The 14,556-nt window shown below is 60.2% G+C and carries 13 protein-coding genes and 1 pseudogene; 7 read left to right on the top strand and 7 right to left on the bottom strand.

Annotation, left to right across the window (positions count from 1 at the left end; genetic code table 11):
* Positions 1 to 70: 70 nt before the first annotated feature.
* Positions 71 to 1,255: a murein transglycosylase A gene (gene mltA / locus AYR47_RS04740; protein ID WP_061434459.1), complete on the bottom strand. Its 1,185-nt coding sequence runs from the start codon at positions 1,253 to 1,255 to the stop codon at positions 71 to 73.
* Positions 1,256 to 1,384: 129 nt separating this feature from the next.
* Here mltA and AYR47_RS04735 point away from each other — a divergent pair, with 129 nt between their 5' ends.
* Complete coding sequence (locus tag AYR47_RS04735) at positions 1,385 to 1,834, top strand: c-type cytochrome (RefSeq protein WP_061434457.1); 450 nt, start codon at positions 1,385 to 1,387, stop codon at positions 1,832 to 1,834.
* 6 nt (positions 1,835 to 1,840) lie between these two features.
* Here the strand turns inward: AYR47_RS04735 and AYR47_RS04730 are convergent.
* The 5 genes and pseudogenes from AYR47_RS04730 to AYR47_RS04710 all read right to left on the bottom strand — a co-directional run bounded on the left by AYR47_RS04730 (position 1,841) and on the right by AYR47_RS04710 (position 6,812).
* A pseudogene (locus AYR47_RS04730) lies at positions 1,841 to 2,234 on the bottom strand (DUF1090 domain-containing protein).
* A gap of 39 nt (positions 2,235 to 2,273) precedes the next feature.
* The gene (ligB, locus tag AYR47_RS04725) at positions 2,274 to 3,935 is read right to left on the bottom strand and encodes an NAD-dependent DNA ligase LigB (protein WP_061434455.1); all 1,662 of its coding nucleotides are present in this window, start codon (positions 3,933 to 3,935) and stop codon (positions 2,274 to 2,276) included.
* A gap of 98 nt (positions 3,936 to 4,033) precedes the next feature.
* Positions 4,034 to 4,384, bottom strand: coding sequence for a DUF1090 family protein (locus tag AYR47_RS04720; protein ID WP_033897113.1), 351 nt, complete (start codon positions 4,382 to 4,384; stop codon positions 4,034 to 4,036).
* Positions 4,385 to 4,606: 222 nt separating this feature from the next.
* A complete protein-coding gene (gene metK / locus AYR47_RS04715; protein WP_016977750.1) occupies positions 4,607 to 5,797 on the bottom strand; it encodes a methionine adenosyltransferase in 1,191 nt (396 codons plus the stop codon).
* A gap of 19 nt (positions 5,798 to 5,816) precedes the next feature.
* Entirely contained in the window at positions 5,817 to 6,812 is a 996-nt protein-coding gene (locus AYR47_RS04710) for an ArsR/SmtB family transcription factor (protein ID WP_033897114.1), read from the bottom strand.
* A 259-nt stretch (positions 6,813 to 7,071) separates the two neighbouring features.
* Between AYR47_RS04710 and tkt the strand changes: the two genes are divergently transcribed.
* The 6 genes from tkt (at position 7,072) to fba (ending at position 13,276) form a co-directional block, all read left to right on the top strand.
* The gene (gene tkt, locus AYR47_RS04705; RefSeq protein ID WP_061434453.1) at positions 7,072 to 9,069 is read left to right on the top strand and encodes a transketolase; all 1,998 of its coding nucleotides are present in this window, start codon (positions 7,072 to 7,074) and stop codon (positions 9,067 to 9,069) included.
* Between the two features lie 141 nt (positions 9,070 to 9,210).
* Complete coding sequence (gene epd, locus AYR47_RS04700) at positions 9,211 to 10,266, top strand: erythrose-4-phosphate dehydrogenase (RefSeq protein ID WP_016977753.1); 1,056 nt, start codon at positions 9,211 to 9,213, stop codon at positions 10,264 to 10,266.
* 17 nt (positions 10,267 to 10,283) lie between these two features.
* The gene (locus tag AYR47_RS04695) at positions 10,284 to 11,447 is read left to right on the top strand and encodes a phosphoglycerate kinase (RefSeq protein WP_025857657.1); all 1,164 of its coding nucleotides are present in this window, start codon (positions 10,284 to 10,286) and stop codon (positions 11,445 to 11,447) included.
* 29 nt (positions 11,448 to 11,476) lie between these two features.
* A complete protein-coding gene (locus AYR47_RS04690; protein ID WP_033897116.1) occupies positions 11,477 to 11,704 on the top strand; it encodes a hypothetical protein in 228 nt (75 codons plus the stop codon).
* A gap of 47 nt (positions 11,705 to 11,751) precedes the next feature.
* Positions 11,752 to 12,087, top strand: a complete 336-nt coding sequence (locus AYR47_RS04685) for an MliC family protein (protein ID WP_061434451.1) — start codon at positions 11,752 to 11,754, stop codon at positions 12,085 to 12,087.
* 124 nt (positions 12,088 to 12,211) lie between these two features.
* Positions 12,212 to 13,276 carry a class II fructose-bisphosphate aldolase gene (fba, locus tag AYR47_RS04680; protein ID WP_033897118.1) on the top strand — a complete coding sequence of 355 codons (1,065 nt, stop codon included), beginning with the start codon at positions 12,212 to 12,214 and terminating at the stop codon, positions 13,274 to 13,276.
* Positions 13,277 to 13,952: 676 nt separating this feature from the next.
* On the opposite strand, the gene AYR47_RS04675 is transcribed toward fba, so the two are convergent.
* Positions 13,953 to 14,399 carry a hypothetical protein gene (locus AYR47_RS04675; RefSeq protein WP_033897119.1) on the bottom strand — a complete coding sequence of 149 codons (447 nt, stop codon included), beginning with the start codon at positions 14,397 to 14,399 and terminating at the stop codon, positions 13,953 to 13,955.
* Between the last annotated feature and the right edge of the window lie 157 nt (positions 14,400 to 14,556).

Raw genomic sequence — 14,556 nt, 5'->3', positions numbered from 1 at the left:
TTGGGGGAGTGGGCTTGTGTGGTGAGCCCCCTCACCACAGCCCCAATACATTGAGTTGGGCAGAGCGTCTTCAGCTCCCCGCAGGTGCATCCGGCACCTGTGGCAACGCCGCACCCTTTGGCCACAACATCCAGATCTGCCCCTGCTGCTTCATATTGCCCGCCAGTTCACCCGCCGCATCGCCGGTGCCCCAGAACAGATCCGCGCGCACTTCACCCGTGATTGCGCCGCCAGTGTCCTGTGCAGCGACGGGCCGTGCGATCGGCGAACCATCCGGCTTGGTGGTCGACAGCCATAACAAACTGCCCAACGGAATCACTTTGCGATCCACCGCCACGCTGTAGCCAGCGGTCAATGGTACATTCAAGGAGCCGCGCGGGCCTTCATTGCTGTCGGGGCGCGCGCTGAAGAACACATAGCTCGGGTTGCTCGCCAGCAGTTCCGGTATGCGCTGCGGGTGCGCCTTGGCCCAGGCGCTGATGGCGCCCATGGTCACGTCTTCTTTCTTCAACTCGCCTTGTTCAACCAGCCAGCGGCCGATCGGGCGGTAGGGATAGCCGTTCTGGTCGCCATAACCGACGCGCAGTTGACGCCCACCGGCCAGTTGGATGCGGCCCGAGCCCTGGATTTGCAGGAACTGCAGGTCCATCGGGTCCGTCAGCCAGGCAATCGGTTTGGCCGTGGAGCCCTGGCCGTTGATGGCGCTGGCATCGTCGTAAGGCTTGAGCACGCGACCTTCCAGGCGACCGCGCAGGCGCTTGCCCTTGAGTTCGGGGTAGATGCTTTCCAGGTTGACGATGATCAGGTCGTCCGGCACGCCGTATACCGGCACGTTGGCTTTGGCGGTTTTGGTCAGGCTGCCGGGGTAGACCGGCTCGTAATAGCCGGTGATCAAGCCGTTGGGCGTGTTGTCGGCAGAGCGCAGGCCGAATACATCCAGGCGCTCCTTGAGGAAGCCACGCACCGCCGTAGCATTCGTGGGCACGGTCGCGGCGGCTGCACAAGTAGCTCCCCAGATCGGGTCGGCCTTGAGGCGCTGGCAAGCACTGCGCCAGGATTCAAAGCCGGCCAGCAGGTCGCTGTCGGACACCACCGGCAGGGCTTCCCACGGTGCGCTGACATAGGTGGCCACAGCATGGGGCTTCGAAGTTTCATCTTTGGCTGTTTCTTTGCCCGCATCGCAGCCGGCCAGCAGCGCGATCATCGGCAGAGCCCACGCCAGGCGGCGGCTCCAGGGTTTCAACGTGACATGCATACAAACCATTCCTGAAGCGATTGCCCACGCGGTAGTGCAATTGGGCAACCCTTATTATTAATAGGGCTATTGGTCTTTACGGGCGGGGCGAGGATACTGGCCGCCGTTTCCCGTGACCTCGAAGCCACCATGACTTTTAAAAGACTGACCGTTGTATTGCTGGCCTGCCTGACACTGTCCGCCTGTGGCGGCGTGGACCCCAATTCGCCGCTGGGCCAGCGCAAGGCGATCTTCAAGCAGATGCTCAAGACCGGCGAAGACCTGGGCGGCATGCTGCGTGGGCGCATCCCCTTCGACGGCGCTAAATTTGCCGAAGGCGCGGTCAAGCTGGATGCGTTGTCCCATGAGCCGTGGAAGCATTTCCCGAGCGTGCGCGAGGAAGATCACACCAGCGCCAAGGACGATGTCTGGCAGAAACAGGCGCAATTCCAGCAACTGGCCCGCAACCTTGAAGCGGCCACCGGTGAGTTGGTGACCATCAGCCAGGTCCAGCCTTACAAGGCCAGCAACCTGGGGCCGGCGGTGCAGAAAATCGAAGATGCCTGCAGCGCCTGCCATAAACAGTTCCGGGACCACTGACCGGTTTTACTGGTCGAGTTCTTCTACGGCGTCCTGCAGTTCTTTGCGGGACTCGGCGAGTTTGTCTTTGCGTTTGTTTATCTTGTCCGCGTCGCCCTTTTTCATGGCCTTGTCGAGGTCGGCCCTGACGGCGGCTGACTTCATGCTTGGCATCGAGCACCTTGTTTTCCCGCTCCTTCTTCAAGGACGCGTCGGTGCAGTTGGCGGTGACTTCGCTCAGGGCTTTTTCCAGACCAGCTTGTTGCGCACTGTTGCCGGCGGCCTTGGCCTGCTCGATCTGGGTGCTGATGGCTTGGCGCTTGGCGGCGCAGCCGGTGAGCTGTGGTGCTTGTTCGGCGGCCAGCAACGGTGTGGCCATGAAGCTTGCAACGGTCAGGGCAACGGGGGCTAGAAATTTCATGTGGGGCTCCAAAGTCGCAATCTGGTGGTCGGCTTGGGTTTAGAACCCGTCGATGCCGGCCACGCGTAATGTGTCTGCCAAGGCCTGTACTTGCGGGTCGCGGAAAAAAGCGCTCAGTTGCGCCGCGCGACCCGGGCCGATGCCATCGATGGCCAGCCAGGCCTGGGTGTCTCTCGCGACCAGCGTCTGCCAGTCGCCTTCCAGGTTGTTGCGTGCCGCGGGCGGTACGCCCAAGGCTTTGAGCCATTGGGCAAAGGGCCGTTGCCGCGCGCTGTGGAGGCTTTCGACCACGCGTGCGCGGCTGCGATCACCGAAGCCTTCAATGTTAGCAAGCTCTGCCGCATCCAGGGTTAACCAATCGAGAAAGCCTGCGATTAGACCGGCCTGGATCAATACGTTCCAGGTTTCGCGACCTATATGGGGTAGCGCAAGGCCTTGATTGCTGCTCAGCCAGGTGAGGCGTGCGAGTAACTGCTCTTCGCAGCCGGGGTCCAGTTGCCAGCAGCTCAAGGCATGGAAGTCCCGTGGGTCAGGCACTTTCAGGTCTGCCCTGTGGGTGTTTCGCAGAATGACTTCGTCCAGCCGCGGGATCACCTGGCCCGCCAGGCTGATGGATATCTGGTCGCCAGGGCGGATATCCAGCGCTTGCCAACGTTTCAATGAGCCGGCGCTCACCCGGCTGATCTGTCGGTCATCCAGTCGCACCGGTTCCAGCTCCAGCATGGGGGTTATGCGTCCGGTGCGGCCGATCTTGAATTGCACGTTGCGCACCAGTGCCAGGGCCTTGCCTGCCGGGTACTTCCAGGCGGCAGCCCAATAGGGCTCGCTGGCTTGCCAGCGTTCGGCGGGCGCGCGCTGAGCCTGGTGCACCACCACCCCATCGCTGGCGAATGGCAGTGGGTGGTTGTACCAATAGGCGCGCCAGTGCGTGGCTTCGGCGATGTCACGGATGGGTTGGCTGAAGCGACGACTGTCGGTGAAGCCCCAGCGCGCCAGTGTGGCCAGGCGCTCGGTAAAGGAAGCTGGCCCCTTGGGCCACGCCCAGACGAACAGGCCAATGCCGCTGGCATCGGTGTCGCTCAGTTGCAGGCGGTTCATCAGCCCGGCCACTTTGCTGCGGGCATTTAGCCCGCCGTTAGCCGACTGCACATGGTCGTCGAGCCGCAAATAGAGTTCACCTTGCAGCACCAGGTCGATGGGTTCCGGCAACTGTTGGACGATGCCAGGGATCTTGCGTGCGGAGGCGGACCAGTCGTGGCCCATGAGGCCATCGCCCCGGCTGATGACTTGTCGCAGGCGACCTTGTTGATAGATCAGGGTCACCGCCACGCCATCCACCTTGGGCTGAATCCAGACATCTTCGCGTGTTCGCAGCCAGGCGCCGACGGCCTGTTCATCCTGCAGTTTCTCAAGGCCCGTATGGGCAATGGGATGAGGCAGGGTGCCGCGTGAACTCGCCAGTGGCTTGTCGGGTTTCGTGGTGGATTCGGGGAAGCATTGGCGCCAGTGGGCCAGGCGCTGGCGTGCCTGGTCATAGAGTTCATCGCTCACGGGGGATTGGTTGAGGCGATGGTAGCTGTCGTCCCAGAGGCGTATCTGTTCGGCCAGGGTGTTGAACTGTGCCCTGGCGGCGTCTGGGCACTCTTCGGCCCACCCGCTGAGAGGTAAAAGGCTGAGTACAAACGCTATCAGTAAAGGCATCGTGAGCATCCTTGCCCGGAAAGGGTGCCCAGCCTAAATGATCCTCTCGGCCACAAAAAAGCCCCGACGCTGCGGGGCTTTTTACGGGGTGTTTCTATTTACTTGAACAGGCCGCCCAGGGCTTTTACGGCGTCGGGCTTATCGGCCTTGGCCTCCTGTGTTTGCTGCTTGGCGTCGGCTTTGGCCTGGGCTTCAGAAAGTTTGTCACAACCTTTGTTGATCTGGTCCTGGGCGGCTTTGAAGGCCTTTACTTTCAAGGTGTCCTTCTGGGCTTCGGCAGCATCGATCTTGGTTTGCAGATCTGCGGCTTGTTTCTGGCAGTCGCCGGAGTTGCCGCCACCCAGTTGGGCGCTCAGGGCGCCGCTCAGTGCGCTCAGGTCGGCGGCGTTAACCGGCAGGGCGAACAGGCTGAGCAGCAGGGCGGCGGGGGCGAGCGTGGAAATGCGCATGAAAAACCTCAATGTTCGATTGCCTGCGCGCTGATGAATCCCGGGCTGGCGCAGGGCAATATCCAAATAAGGTGAAGGGCCCGAGAGGGCGCGGATTCTAAGGGGCCATCATTGGGCCTGCAAGCTTTGGATCCAAAAACTGTGAAGGTCGTCGCGCCATTCGGGCGGCAATAAAAAGCCCCGCCGGATGAACCCGGCAGGGCTTTTGTGTACCGAGAGCGATTACAGGCCGGCGGCGGTCCGCAGGTCGTTGGCGCGGTCGGTTTTTTCCCAGGTGAAGGTGGTGAAGGTGTCGTTGCCGACAGTCTTCTGCGCAGGGGTACGCCCGAAGTGGCCGTAGGCTGCGGTTTCCTGGTACATCGGGTGCAGCAGGTCGAGCATGGTGGTGATCGCGTAAGGGCGCAGGTCGAAGATCTCGCGCACCAGTTTTACGATCTTGTCATCGCTGATCTTGCCGGTGCCGAAGGTATTCAGCGAGATCGATGTAGGCTGGGCCACGCCAATCGCGTAGGAAACCTGGATCTCGCAACGCTCGGCCAGGCCGGCCGCGACGATGTTCTTGGCCACGTAACGACCGGCGTAGGCAGCCGAACGGTCAACCTTGGATGGATCTTTACCGGAGAACGCGCCACCGCCGTGACGGGCCATGCCGCCGTAGCTGTCGACGATGATCTTGCGACCGGTCAGGCCACAGTCGCCCACCGGGCCGCCGATGATGAACTGGCCAGTCGGGTTGATGTGGAACTGGGTGTCTTTGCTCAGCAGCTCGGCCGGCAGCACGTGTTTGACGATCAGCTCCATCACGCCTTCGCGCAGGTCGGCGTAGGACACGTCCGGGTTGTGCTGGGTCGACAGCACGACAGCGTCGATGCCCACAACCTTGCCGCCTTCATAACGGCAGGTCACCTGGGACTTGGCGTCCGGGCGCAGCCACGGCAGCAAGCCGGATTTACGCGCTTCGGCCTGACGCTGCACCAACTGGTGCGAGAAGGTGATCGGCGCAGGCATGAGCACGTCGGTTTCGTTGCTGGCATAGCCGAACATCAGGCCCTGGTCGCCGGCGCCCTGATCTTCAGGCTTGGCACGGTCGACACCCTGGTTGATGTCCGGGGATTGCTTGCCGATGATGTTCATTACACCGCAGGTCGCGCCGTCGAAGCCGACGTCGGAGCTGGTGTAGCCGATGTCGGTGATCACGTCACGAACGATCTGCTCCAGGTCAACCCAGGCGGTGGTGGTCACTTCGCCGGCGATGATCGCTACACCGGTTTTCACCAGAGTCTCGCACGCCACACGGGCAAACTTGTCTTCAGCAATGATGGCGTCCAGCACCGCGTCAGAAATCTGGTCGGCGATTTTGTCCGGATGCCCTTCAGACACGGACTCGGAGGTGAAAAGGGAGTATTCGCTCATCTCGATGTTTTCCTGATATTTACCGATGGTGAGTGTCGCCAGCCGGCCGCTGAAAATGGCGGACCTGAATCTGGAAACCATTACGTAAACCTACATAGAGGCTTTCCCCGGGAACGAGTCCCGCAGCGGTGGCCCAACGGGCCAGATCGTCCTGTTCAAAACCCAACCAGAGATCACCGCAGGCCTCCCTGGCCCAATTCTGGTTGTGGCTGCATAAATCCGTAACCAATAGGCTACCGCCGGGTTGCAGCAGCCCGGCCATTTGCTTGAGCGCGTCGGCGGGGGCGGCGAAATGGTGCAAGACCATGTTCAGCACCACGCAGTCGGCCTTCAACGTTGTGTTGTTCAGCGCGTCCGCCAACTGCAGGCTGACATTGCCCAGCGACTCGCGTTCACACAGCTGGCGCGCCAGTTCGAGCATCGCCGGGCTGTTGTCCAGCGCGGTGACTTGCTGGAAGCGCCGCGCCAGTTCCGGCAGGAAACCGCCGTCGCCAGGGCCGACTTCCAGTGCTGTGGCCTCTTCACTGAAGCTCAGCTTGTCGAGCAGCGCCAATACACTGTCGCGGTATTGGGCAAGGCCGGCAATCAGGTCTTGCTGGGCGCGAAACTTCTCGGCAACCCGTGCGAAAAAGTCCTGGCTGGCGGCAGCGCGTTGCCCATGGACCTGGCTGATGCGCGACTGTACGTCGCCGGGCAGGCTCAGGTTATCCACTTCCTCAAGCAGCGCTGCGTGCAGCTTGCCGCCCAACAACTCGTTATGAGGCAGGGCGCGGCGGTAGAAAATCGCATTGCCTTCACGGCGGGTCGCCACCAGGTCGGCCTGGGCCAGCACCTTTAAGTGGTGGCTCATGCCGGATTGGCCGATGGCGAAGATCTGCGCCAGTTCCAGTACGCCGAAGGAATCGTTGGCCAGCGCGCGCAACACGTTCAAACGCAACGGATCGCCAGCGGCCTTGCACAAGGCTGCCAGTTCATCGCCGTCGTCGGGGCGCAGTGAGGGCATGGGTAGATTCATAAGGCCAGCAGTCTAGTGACGGGTGGAATGCATCGCAAGGGCAATATCAAAAAGTTTTGATATTGATCGATAAGTGGCGGTTATAAGCACTCGCTATAACCTTTAGACGAACTGGTTAAAGGTTTCTGCAAGGGATTGACGCCCAAAGCACAGGAAAAACGTCCTCAAGTGACTATCTGTCATTGCCCGCAGGCGGTGGCTGAGGGAAAATGCCGGTCCTTTTTTCCGTTTCTTTTCAGCAAACCCCAGGAGATCAGCGATGCCCAGCCGTCGTGAGCGTGCCAACGCCATTCGTGCCCTCAGCATGGATGCCGTGCAAAAAGCCAACAGCGGCCATCCCGGTGCCCCGATGGGCATGGCGGATATCGCCGAGGTGCTTTGGCGTGACTACCTGAAACACAACCCGAGCAACCCGTCGTTTGCCGACCGTGACCGCTTCGTCCTGTCCAACGGCCACGGCTCGATGCTGATCTACTCGCTGCTGCACCTGACCGGCTACGACGTCACTATCGATGACCTGAAAAGCTTCCGCCAGCTGCACAGCCGCACCCCGGGTCACCCGGAATTCGGCTACACCCCAGGCGTCGAGACCACCACCGGTCCCCTGGGCCAAGGCCTGGCCAACGCCGTTGGCTTCGCGCTGGCTGAGAAAGTCCTGGGCGCGCAGTTCAATCGCACAGGCCACAACATCGTCGATCACCACACCTATGTGTTCCTAGGTGATGGCTGCATGATGGAAGGCATTTCCCACGAAGTCGCTTCCTTGGCCGGCACCCTGGGCCTGGGCAAGCTGATCGCCTTCTACGATGACAACGGCATCTCCATCGACGGCGAAGTCGAAGGCTGGTTCACCGATGACACCCCGAAGCGTTTCGAAGCCTACAACTGGCAGGTGATCCGCAACGTCGACGGCCACGATCCGGAAGAGATCAAGACCGCCATCGACACCGCCCGCAAGAGCGCGCAGCCGACCCTGATCTGCTGCAAGACCACCATCGGTTTCGGTTCGCCGAACAAGCAGGGCAAAGAAGACTGCCACGGCGCCCCACTGGGTGACGCGGAAATCGCCTTGACCCGTGAAGCCCTGAAGTGGAACCACGGCCCGTTCGAAATCCCGGCCGACATCTACGCCGAATGGGATGCCAAGGAAAAAGGCCTGGCCACCGAGGCCGAGTGGGACCAGCGTTTCGCCGCCTACTCCGCCGAGTTCCCTGAGTTGGCCAACGAGCTGGTCCGCCGCCTCGCCGGTGACCTGCCTGTCGACTTCTCGGAAAAAGCCTCGGCCTACATCGCCGAAGTCGCGGCCAAGGGCGAGACCATCGCCAGCCGTAAAGCCAGCCAGAACACCCTGAACGCCTTTGGCCCCCTGCTGCCTGAGATCCTCGGCGGTTCTGCCGACCTGGCCGGTTCCAACCTGACCCTGTGGAAAGGCTGCAAAGGTGTGTCGGCTGAAGACGCCAGCGGCAACTACATGTACTACGGCGTACGTGAGTTCGGCATGAGCGCCATCATGAACGGCGTGTCCCTGCACGGTGGCCTGGTGCCTTACGGCGCGACCTTCCTGATGTTCATGGAATACGCCCGCAACGCTGTACGCATGGCCGCGCTGATGAAGAAACGCGTGATCCATGTGTACACCCACGACTCCATCGGCCTCGGTGAAGACGGCCCGACGCACCAGCCTGTCGAGCAACTGACCAGCCTGCGTACCACGCCGAACCTGGATTGCTGGCGCCCTGCCGATGCGGTGGAATCCGCCGTGGCCTGGAAACACGCCATCGAGCGTAAGGACGGCCCTTCGGCGCTGATCTTCTCGCGTCAGAACCTGCAGCACCAAGTGCGTACCGACGCGCAGATCGCCGACATCAGCCGTGGCGGCTACGTGCTCAAGGACTGCATCGGCGAGCCGGAGCTGATCCTGATCTCCACCGGTTCCGAAGTGGGCCTGACCGTTCAGGCGTACGACAAGCTGACTGCCCAAGGCCGCAACGTACGTGTTGTGTCCATGCCGTGCACCAGCGTGTTCGAAGCCCAGGACGCCGGTTACAAGCAGTCGGTGCTGCCGTTGCAGGTCAGCGCGCGTATCGCCATCGAAGCGGCGCACGCCGACTACTGGTACAAGTACGTGGGCCTGGAAGGCCGCGTGATCGGCATGACCACCTACGGTGAGTCGGCGCCGGCGCCAGCGTTGTTCGAAGAGTTCGGTTTCACCCTGGAAAACATCCTGGGTCAGGCTGAAGAGCTGCTGGAAGACTAAGGCTGTAAATTGGGGTGGTTGTACTGACGCCTTCGCGAGCAAGCCCGCTCCCACATTAGATCGCGGTCTAAATGTGGGAGCGGGCTTGCTCGCGAAAGCGGTCTGACAGCCACCCCGTTACCCAAGGTAATCGAGAACCCCATGCCTCAACCGCGTCCCTACAAAGTTGCACTCAACGGCTACGGCCGCATTGGTCGTTGCGTCTTGCGTGCTCTGTTCGAGCGAGGGGCGGCGGCCGGGTTTGAAATTGTCGCGATCAATGATTTGGCCGACATGGCCAGCATCGAATACCTGACACGCTTTGACTCCACCCACGGCCGCTTCCCTGGCGAAGTGCGGGTCGAAGGCGATTGTCTGCACATTAATGGCAACTGCGTGCAGGTCTTGCGCAGTGCCACCCCCGAAGGCATCGACTGGAAAGCACTGGGCGTCGACCTGGTGCTGGAATGCTCCGGTGTCTACCACACCCGTGCCGATGGCCAGCGTTTCCTCGACGCCGGCGCGCCGCGTGTGCTGTTTTCCCAGCCGATGGCCAGCGAGGCGGATGTCGACGCCACCATCGTCTACGGCATCAATCAGGATTGCCTGACGGGCGATGAGCTGCTGGTGTCCAACGCTTCCTGCACCACCAACTGCAGCGTGCCGCTGTTGCGCTTGCTGGATCAGGCGATCGGCCTGGATTACGTGTCGATCACCACGATCCACTCGGCGATGAACGACCAGCCGGTGATCGACGCCTACCACCACGAAGACCTGCGCCGCACGCGCTCGGCGTTCCAGTCAGTGATTCCGGTGTCCACCGGCCTGGCCCGTGGCATCGAGCGACTGTTGCCGGAACTTGCCGGGCGAATCCAGGCCAAAGCCGTACGGGTGCCGACGGTGAACGTGTCCTGCTTGGACATCACCATGCAAACCGTCAGCGACACCGATGCGACGGAGGTCAACCGGATCCTGCGCGACGCCGCCACCAGCGGCCCGCTCAAGGGCCTTTTGGCCTACACCGAATTGCCCCACGCCAGTTGTGATTTCAACCACGACCCGCATTCGGCGATTGTCGATGCCAGCCAGACCCGCGTTTCCGGCCCAAGGCTGGTCAATATCCTGGCCTGGTTCGACAACGAATGGGGTTTTGCCAACCGCATGCTGGATGTTGCGGAACATTATCTGCACATCGCCTCTAAACAACCTCAACAGTAATTCAGGAACTGCGACCCATGACCGTGTTGAAGATGACCGACCTCGATCTGCAAGGTAAGCGCGTACTGATCCGCGAAGACCTCAACGTCCCAGTCAAGGACGGTGTTGTCACCAGCGATGCGCGAATCCTGGCCTCGCTGCCGACCATCAAGCTGGCCCTGGAAAAAGGTGCGGCCGTGATGGTCTGCTCCCACCTGGGTCGCCCGACCGAAGGTGAGTTCTCCGCCGAAAATAGCCTCAAGCCTGTTGCCGATTACCTCAGCAAAGCCCTGGGCCGTGACGTGCCGCTGGTGGCTGACTACCTGGGTGGCGTTGACGTTAAAGCCGGCGACATCGTGCTGTTCGAAAACGTGCGCTTCAACAAGGGCGAGAAAAAGAACAGCGACGAACTGGCCCAGCAATATGCGGCGCTGTGTGACGTGTTCGTGATGGACGCGTTCGGCACCGCTCACCGCGCCGAAGGCTCGACCCACGGCGTGGCCAAGTTCGCCAAGGTCGCCGCCGCTGGCCCGCTGCTGGCTGCTGAACTGGACGCACTGGGCAAGGCGCTGGGCGCTCCGGCTCAGCCAATGGCTGCCATCGTGGCCGGCTCCAAGGTGTCGACCAAGCTGGACGTGCTCAACAGCCTGAGCCAGATCTGCAATCAACTGATCGTTGGCGGCGGCATCGCCAACACCTTCCTGGCCGCCGCCGGTCACCCGGTGGGCAAGTCCCTGTACGAACCGGACCTGCTGGACACCGCCCGCGCCATCGCCGCCAAAGTCAGCGTGCCATTGCCGGTCGACGTGGTGGTCGCCAAGGAATTTGCCGAAAGCGCCGAAGCTACCGTCAAGCTGATCGCTGATGTGGCCGCCGACGACATGATCCTGGATATCGGCCCGCAAACCGCGGCCAACTTCGCCGAACTGCTGAAAGCTTCGCAGACCATCCTGTGGAACGGTCCGGTCGGAGTGTTCGAATTCGACCAATTCGGCAACGGCACCAAAGTGCTGGCCAAGGCCATCGCTGAAAGCTCGGCGTTCTCCATCGCGGGCGGTGGCGACACCCTGGCGGCCATCGATAAATATGGCGTTGCTGACCAAATCTCCTACATTTCTACCGGTGGCGGCGCGTTCCTCGAATTCGTCGAAGGCAAAGTACTGCCCGCCGTTGAAGTGCTGGAAACCCGAGCCAAAGGCTGAGGCTCGTGATCCGGAAAAGGAGTGTTCCCATGATCAAGTCGTTGGCTATGGTGATCGCAGCGGGCCTGTTGGTCGGCTGCGGCAGCACGCCAAGCGCTGAGCCGGACGCTGGCAAGCCTGCAGCGCAGCAAAAAAAGAGCTGCTACCAGGCGGACTGGCAAGCCGAGACCATGCCGGTGATCAACAAGCGCATCGGCAACGAACGGCTGGAGAAATACGACGCCGCGCCCAACGGTCAGGAACAGGGTTGCCCTTGACGGGTCTGATCAACTGGCGGCCATCGGTCGCCTCACGAGGATTGGCAATGAAAGGCGTTTTCGCCCTGGCAGCCCTGGCCCTGTTGGCCGGCTGCAGCAGCATGAACATGTTCAGCAACAAGGCAGAAACTGCCGACAAGTGGACCACCTGGACCTGCGACAGCAAGGCTGAGGTCAACTGGCGCTTTGCCAATGCGGCTAAATCTGAAGTCGATGTGCGCCTCGGCGGCTCCGACCAGGTTTACCGCTTGAAACAGGACGTCGCCGCCTCGGGCGTGTTGTATGCCAACGACCAATTGGCGTTTCACACAAAAGGTGAGGAAGGCCTGGTTTACTGGGTCGCCACCGATGATTTGATCGGGCGCGGCTGCAAAGCGCAGTAAGCCTGACAGCAATAACGATTCAGCAGGCCAGGCCTACAAACCCTGACCTGCAATAACTTGAATAGCAGCCGCCGCTACGGCAGGCTTGCACGATTAACGACCCTCGACCGGGAGAGACAACACAATGGCACTTATCAGCATGCGTCAAATGCTGGACCACGCAGCCGAGTTCGGCTACGGCGTCCCAGCCTTTAACGTCAACAACCTTGAGCAGATGCGCGCCATCATGGAAGCCGCTGACAAGACCGACTCCCCTGTGATCGTCCAGGCTTCGGCCGGTGCGCGCAAATACGCCGGTGCCCCGTTCCTGCGTCACCTGATCCTCGCCGCAATCGAAGAATTCCCGCACATCCCGGTGTGCATGCACCAGGACCACGGCACCAGCCCTGACGTGTGCCAGCGCTCCATCCAGCTGGGCTTCAGCTCGGTGATGATGGACGGCTCCCTCGGCGAAGACGGCAAGACCCCGACCGACTACGAGTACAACGTACGCGTCACCCAACAAACCGTGGCCATGGCCCACGCCTGCGGCGTATCGGTTGAAGGCGAGCTGGGCTGCCTGGGTTCCCTGGAAACCGGCATGGCCGGTGAAGAAGACGGCATCGGCGCCGAAGGCGTGCTGGATCACAGCCAGATGCTGACCGACCCGGAAGAAGCCGCCGACTTCGTCAAGAAGACCCAAGTCGACGCCCTGGCCATCGCCATCGGCACCAGCCACGGCGCCTACAAGTTCACCAAGCCGCCTACCGGCGACGTGCTAGCCATCGACCGCATCAAGGAAATACACAAACGCATCCCCAACACCCACCTGGTGATGCACGGTTCTTCCTCGGTGCCGCAAGAGTGGCTGGCGATCATCAACCAGTACGGCGGCGACATCAAAGAAACCTACGGCGTACCGGTTGAAGAAATCGTCGAAGGCATCAAGCACGGCGTGCGCAAGGTCAACATCGACACCGACCTGCGTTTGGCGTCCACCGGTGCGATGCGTCGCCTGATGGCTACCAATCCGAGCGAGTTTGATCCGCGTAAGTTCTTTGGCGCCACTGTGACCGCCATGCGTGACGTATGTATTGCTCGCTACGAGGCCTTCGGCACCGCCGGCAACGCTTCGAAGATCAAGCCGGTTTCGTTGGAAGCGATGTATCAGCGGTATTTGAAAGGTGAGTTGAACGCGAAGGTCAACTGAGCCCCAGTCGCTTAAGAAAAAGCCCGCAGCGATGCGGGCTTTTTTGTAGTTGAAATTTGTAGGTTGCATCGATTGATATGGAATTTCCAATGCGTGATAGGCGGGCGCTCTTTGAAGCACCAAACAGCTTCGCGCGCCGTTCTAAATGAGTGTGTGGTTATATTTATATTTACTGCTCCGCGAATAGCCTTTCAGTTCGACACCTTTCAACAAGTTAGGAAAATCTGAACGTCGTGTTGATGGACAGTCTAATCACTGTGCCTGTAGCGTCAGTGACTTGTAACGCTATCGTATAGTTAGTGTTGGGCACGTAAGTCTGCGGGTTTGGCAGTTCTGCCGCTAGAACATCACCGGCTCGTCCATTTCTTTTGTAAACATAGGTATGGAACACTGCGGCTGGGTAAGGCGTAGTAGTGGAGGGCTGATTACCGTTTCGTCGGATCGTAGCGGTTACCCTATGACCAGTCATCAAGGTGGCGGCATTCGCAGGAATAAGTGTGGACCATAACAAGGCATAACCGTAGTGTGCCGTTATTGGGTAGGGCGATGAGGTGCTAGTCGGCGGAGGGTGCCCTTGAGCAGTTAGTCTAGGAGAGGTAAAAGTCATAATAGCGCCTTCTTTTGTTGATAGAATGTCAGTGTTAGCGTGCTGATGGGGTGGGCGAGCCTGAAGATTTCATGGCGTAAACTCTGTGTCTAGCGCGTCGAATATGAAGGTCGTGTCGTCACCTACCGAATAAATATCCATAAGAATAAGTTGTTTGCCCGTACCAAGTTTTTTCATTTCACCGACCGTGATCTCCGCTGAGAACGCAGTGTCCCATTGCATGGGACTATTTAAAGTTGACCTGTATGACCCGGCACCCTGAGTGGTGTTAATGATCCTGAATCTCACCAGGTCATTTTTTTTGAAATAGGGTCCATAGACATCGGATACCAGGCTGAAGCCAGAAGTTTTAGAGTGGGTGGCTTGGTTGATGCCCGGATACGTGTAGTCGATGCAGTTCGGACTTGCCCTGTCAATACATATTTTGGGGTTGGCGCGGAGTTGCTTCGCATTGGTTGCGCCATAGGCTGTATAATAATATATTTGAGGTTTACTCATAAGGGTGTAAGAAGGCATGCTAGTTTCTCCTCGGCGGTAAAGTATTATGCCAATTAGGCGCAGGATCTTTGCTGCGGTCGATTGCCTGCTGGGTAGTTTATGTTCCGCAGATAGAATATAACGTGCGGTTGTCCATTGTTCAGGGCCTGATGAGAGCTTGCCGTTACGCTTGAAT

It is taken from the genome of Pseudomonas azotoformans, from assembly GCF_001579805.1.
GTDB classification, from domain to species: domain Bacteria; phylum Pseudomonadota; class Gammaproteobacteria; order Pseudomonadales; family Pseudomonadaceae; genus Aquipseudomonas; species Aquipseudomonas azotoformans_A.
Note: the sequence above shows the minus strand (reverse complement) of the source record. Positions and strands in the feature narration are given on the sequence as shown.

Bases quoted from the DNA above. Each gene is read 5' to 3' on its own strand.
- AYR47_RS04720 (WP_033897113.1), bottom strand. From the start codon at position 4,384: ATGCGCATTTCCACGCTCGCCCCCGCCGCCCTGCTGCTCAGCCTGTTC.
- metK (WP_016977750.1), bottom strand. From the start codon at position 5,797: ATGAGCGAATACTCCCTTTTCACCTCCGAGTCCGTGTCTGAAGGGCAT.
- AYR47_RS04735 (WP_061434457.1), top strand. From the start codon at position 1,385: ATGACTTTTAAAAGACTGACCGTTGTATTGCTGGCCTGCCTGACACTG.
- AYR47_RS04710 (WP_033897114.1), bottom strand. From the start codon at position 6,812: ATGAATCTACCCATGCCCTCACTGCGCCCCGACGACGGCGATGAACTG.
- tkt (WP_061434453.1), top strand. From the start codon at position 7,072: ATGCCCAGCCGTCGTGAGCGTGCCAACGCCATTCGTGCCCTCAGCATG.
- AYR47_RS04675 (WP_033897119.1), bottom strand. From the start codon at position 14,399: ATGCCTTCTTACACCCTTATGAGTAAACCTCAAATATATTATTATACA.
- AYR47_RS04690 (WP_033897116.1), top strand. From the start codon at position 11,477: ATGATCAAGTCGTTGGCTATGGTGATCGCAGCGGGCCTGTTGGTCGGC.
- AYR47_RS04685 (WP_061434451.1), top strand. From the start codon at position 11,752: ATGAAAGGCGTTTTCGCCCTGGCAGCCCTGGCCCTGTTGGCCGGCTGC.
- ligB (WP_061434455.1), bottom strand. From the start codon at position 3,935: ATGCCTTTACTGATAGCGTTTGTACTCAGCCTTTTACCTCTCAGCGGG.
- epd (WP_016977753.1), top strand. From the start codon at position 9,211: ATGCCTCAACCGCGTCCCTACAAAGTTGCACTCAACGGCTACGGCCGC.
- AYR47_RS04695 (WP_025857657.1), top strand. From the start codon at position 10,284: ATGACCGTGTTGAAGATGACCGACCTCGATCTGCAAGGTAAGCGCGTA.
- fba (WP_033897118.1), top strand. From the start codon at position 12,212: ATGGCACTTATCAGCATGCGTCAAATGCTGGACCACGCAGCCGAGTTC.
- mltA (WP_061434459.1), bottom strand. From the start codon at position 1,255: ATGCATGTCACGTTGAAACCCTGGAGCCGCCGCCTGGCGTGGGCTCTG.